The organism is Pseudomonas sp. AGC41, from assembly GCF_057334555.1.
Genome location: NZ_JBHFJB010000091.1, coordinates 14358 through 18475, shown reverse-complemented (window position 1 = coordinate 18475; position 4118 = coordinate 14358). Strand labels below are relative to the sequence as shown.

At 62.4% G+C, this 4118-nt stretch carries 4 protein-coding genes; 1 reads left to right on the top strand and 3 read right to left on the bottom strand.

The genetic code is table 11. The annotated features are described in order from the left end of the window. Positions 1-19 precede the first annotated feature (19 nt). The 3 genes from ACE04F_RS16790 to ACE04F_RS16780 all read right to left on the bottom strand — a co-directional run bounded on the left by ACE04F_RS16790 (position 20) and on the right by ACE04F_RS16780 (position 3077). Complete coding sequence (locus ACE04F_RS16790) at positions 20-1633, bottom strand: NAD(P)/FAD-dependent oxidoreductase (protein ID WP_486108406.1); 1614 nt, start codon at positions 1631-1633, stop codon at positions 20-22. Between the two features lie 110 nt (positions 1634-1743). Further along, positions 1744-2418, bottom strand: a complete 675-nt coding sequence (locus ACE04F_RS16785; protein ID WP_486108412.1) for a COG3650 family protein — start codon at positions 2416-2418, stop codon at positions 1744-1746. Between the two features lie 59 nt (positions 2419-2477). Then, complete coding sequence (locus tag ACE04F_RS16780; protein ID WP_486108404.1) at positions 2478-3077, bottom strand: short chain dehydrogenase; 600 nt, start codon at positions 3075-3077, stop codon at positions 2478-2480. Between the two features lie 105 nt (positions 3078-3182). Here ACE04F_RS16780 and ACE04F_RS16775 point away from each other — a divergent pair, with 105 nt between their 5' ends. Continuing rightward, the gene (locus ACE04F_RS16775) at positions 3183-4091 is read left to right on the top strand and encodes a LysR family transcriptional regulator (protein ID WP_486108402.1); all 909 of its coding nucleotides are present in this window, start codon (positions 3183-3185) and stop codon (positions 4089-4091) included. The last annotated feature ends 27 nt before the right edge of the window (positions 4092-4118 follow it).

Genomic DNA, 4118 nt, shown 5'->3' with positions numbered 1-4118 from the left:
CTCCCACAGTGAATGGATGTCAGTCGTTCAGGCCAAGAATGTCCCGCGCCACCGCTTCGGCGATCCGGATCCCGTCAACGCCCGCCGACAGGATTCCGCCGGCATAACCGGCACCTTCGCCAGCCGGGAACAGGCCTTTCACATTCAAGCTCTGCAGCGTCTCGTTGCGGGTGATGCGCAGCGGCGATGAGGTGCGAGTCTCGATGCCGGTGAGCACCGCATCATGCAGCGAATAACCCCGGATCTGTTTCTCGAACGCCGGCAGGGCTTCACGGATGGCCTCGATGGCGAAATCCGGCAGGGCTAGGGCCAGGTCGCCCAAGGCAACCCCAGGTTTGTAGGACGGTTCGACGCTGCCCAGCGCCGTGGACGGTTTGCCGGCGATGAAATCACCCACCAGTTGCGCGGGGGCTTCATAGTTGCTGCCACCGAGCACGAAGGCGTGGGACTCCAGGCGCTCCTGCAACTCGATGCCCGCCAGCGGGCCACCCGGGTAATCCACTTCCGGCGTGATGCCGACGACGATGCCGGAGTTGGCGTTGCGCTCGTTGCGCGAGTATTGGCTCATGCCATTGGTCACGACGCGGTTCGGCTCGGAGGTCGCCGCCACCACGGTGCCGCCCGGGCACATGCAGAAGCTGTACACCGAGCGACCATTTTTTGCGTGGTGCACCAGTTTGTAGTCGGCGGCGCCGAGTTTCGGGTGGCCGGCGTACTTGCCCAGGCGTGCGCTGTCGATCAGCGATTGCGGGTGTTCGATACGGAAACCCACCGAGAACGGCTTGGCTTCCATGTACACGCCACGGCTGTGGAGCATGCGGAAGGTGTCCCGGGCGCTATGGCCCAAGGCAAGGATCACGTGTTTCGAACGGATCTGCTCACCGCTGGCCAGCTCGACGCCAACCAGTTGGCCGTCCTCGATCAAAACGTCAGTAACGCGCTCGCCGAAGCGGACTTCACCGCCGAGGGCGCGAATCTGCTCACGCATGTTTTCGACGACGCCGGTCAGACGGAACGTCCCGATGTGCGGCTTGCTGACATAGAGGATTTCTTCCGGGGCCCCGGCCTTGACGAACTCATGCAGGACCTTGCGCCCAAGGAATTTCGGATCCTTGATCTGGCTGTAGAGCTTGCCGTCGGAGAACGTTCCCGCGCCGCCTTCGCCGAACTGCACGTTGGACTCGGGGTTGAGCACGCTTTTACGCCACAGGCCCCAGGTGTCCTTGGTGCGCTGGCGTACTTCCGGGCCGCGCTCGAGGATGATCGGCTTGAAACCCATCTGCGCGAGCAGCATGGCGGCGAAGATGCCGCACGGCCCGAAGCCGACCACGATCGGCCGCTCGCTCAAGTCCGCCGGTGCCTGGCCAACCACCTTGTAGCTGATATCCGGCGCTTCGTTGACATTACGGTCATCGGCGAACTTGCGCAGCACAGCGGCTTCATCGCGCACCGACAGGTCGATGGTGTAGATGAAGCACAGCTCGGAGGATTTCTTGCGGGCGTCGTAGCTGCGCTTGAACAGGGTGAAGTCGAGCAGGTCATCGCTGGCGATGCCCAGCCGCTGCACGATGGCAGGGCGCAAGTCTTCTTCGGGATGGTCGATCGGCAGCTTGAGTTCGGTGATTCGTAACATGACGGGGTCCGGTTCGCGGGGCGCACAACTGCGCCAAGGCGTTCTTCAAACCGGCGATTATAAGCCGCAATCCCGGTTTTCCGTGAGGCTAAAACCCGTCATGCGTCGAATCAGTCGTCGCGCGCGCCACCGAAGTAGGCGCAACCGCGCTGGACCTGACCGTTGACCCGCAACTCGGCGCTCATGTGCTGCACGCTGCCACTGGTGCTGTCGACGCAGCGTTGCGGCGTGACCCACAGCTCGACCTTCTGGCCGTTGGCCTCGGTGCCGAGGTTGAAGCGGCCATCACCCAACTGCTCCTCGACGTAAGGCACCGCCAGCGGCGGCTGCCCTTCGCGATCCAGGACCAGGCCCTTGCCGCTGGCCTTCAGCGTCCATTCTGGGGTATGTCCCGCTGCCCGCAGAATCACCCGTTTGAAGTCAACCTCATCGCAAGCGCTCCCGGAGCGTTCCAGGCGATACAGTTGCTCGACGTCCAACTGGCTGTCGGTGCCGGCTGCCGCGCTGGAAACGATACGCCCGCGCAGATCGGCGAAAAGTTTGCCGCGATCATCCGCCAGGGTGGCAGCTTGTTGCAGCACGCTGGTGCCGCCGGTGTCATTGACGATGTAGCGACGCTGTTCCTGGCACGGCTGGAACACCAGCTTGCCATCGGCCGCCGTGAGTTCGCCCTGCATGCGCGTCTGGCCGGCATGGGACGCGCTCTGGCGCGGGGCGTCGAGCAACTGGCAGCCGGCGAAAAACGGAAGCAGGGTAATACACAACAGGGAACGGGCGGCACGCATCATTGGGTCTCCAGACAAGTGCCGCCACGTTACTCAGACTGATCCTTCATCACAAGGGGTCAGCCGACGTGAAAAGTCTGCCCGGTTTGCAGGCCTTCGACGCTCTTGGCGTAGGCCAATGCCACTTCAGCCGCAGGAACCGGCTTGTAGCCGCGGAAGTACGGCGCATATTTGTCCATCGCTTCCAGCAATACGTTCGGGCTTACCGAGTTGAGCCTGAGGCCCCGGGGCAGCTCGATTGCCGCAGCGCGCACAAAACTGTCGAGGGCGCCGTTCACCAGGGCCGCCGAGGCGCCGCTCTTGATCGGGTCGTGGCTGAGTACGCCGGTGGTGAGGGTAAAGGATGCGCCGTCATTGGCGAATTCGCGGCCGATCAACACCAGGTTGACCTGGCCCATGAGCTTGTCTTTCAAACCGAGGGCGAAGCTTTCTTCGGTCATGTCGTCCAGCGGCGCGAAAGTGACATTGCCCGCTGCACAAACCAAAGCATCGAAGCGGCCGGTTTTTTCGAACAGGGCGCGGATCGAGGCGCTGTCGCTGATATCCACTTGCACGTCACCGCTGTGGCGGCCGATACGGACAATTTCATGACGGGGCGACAACTCGTTGGCGATGGCCGAACCGATGGTTCCGTTGGCGCCGATCAACAGGATTTTCATGGACTGATCCTCAAAGGGGATGGACGAGGTTGCAGTCTAGAGTGGATTTTCCTGGGGATAAGCGTGCTAATAGGAAACCTTTGGTTTTCATTTGGAAACAGTCCAATGAGCGAGATCGATGATCTGGCAGCCTTTGCCGTGCTCGTCGAGGCCGGTAGTTTTACCCTGGCGGCGCAGCGGTTGGGATGCAGCAAGGGGCAACTGTCCAAACGCATCAGCCTGCTGGAGCAGCGGTTTTCAGTGATCCTGCTCCAGCGCACGACGCGACGCTTGAGCCTGACGGCGGCGGGTGCGGCACTGTTGCCCCAGGCCCAGGCCTTGTTGGTGCAGGTGGAAAGGGCGCGTCAGGCATTGGCCCGCTTGCAGGGTGAAATTTCCGGGCCGGTGCGGATGACGGTGCCGGTCTCGTTGGGCGAAACCTTTTTCGAAGGCCTGCTGACGGAGTTCGCTCTCGCCTACCCCGACGTGCAGATCGAGCTGGAGCTCAATAACGGTTATCGCGATTTATCGCGCGATGGGTTTGATCTGGCGATCCGTTCGGATGCGGCGATCGACGAGCGGTTGGTGGCTCGCCCGCTGCTGGCCTGGCATGAGCTGACCTGCGCCAGCCCGGCCTATCTGCAACGCTTCGGTGAGCCCGCGGTTCCCCAGGCCCTGGCGGAGCACAAATGCCTGCTCAACAGTCACTACAGCGGTCGTGAGGAGTGGTTGTACCACCAGCAACATGAATTGCTGCGGGTGCGGGTGTCCGGGCCGTTTGCCAGCAACCATTACAGCCTGTTGAAAAAAGCCGCCCTGGCCGGCGCGGGAATCGCCCGTCTGCCGTCGTATCTGCTTGACCAGGAACTGGCCGATGGCCGCCTGCGCTGGTTACTGCGCGACTTTCAGACCCGTCGCATGCCGATGTACCTGGTGCATCCGTATCAGGGCGGGTTGCCCAAGCGTACGCAGGTGCTGGCCGATTATCTGATTGAATGGTTCAAGCGCAGCGGGGAGGCGTTGGATCGGTTGTAGCAATCGCCCCGCAACCCTGTGGGAGCG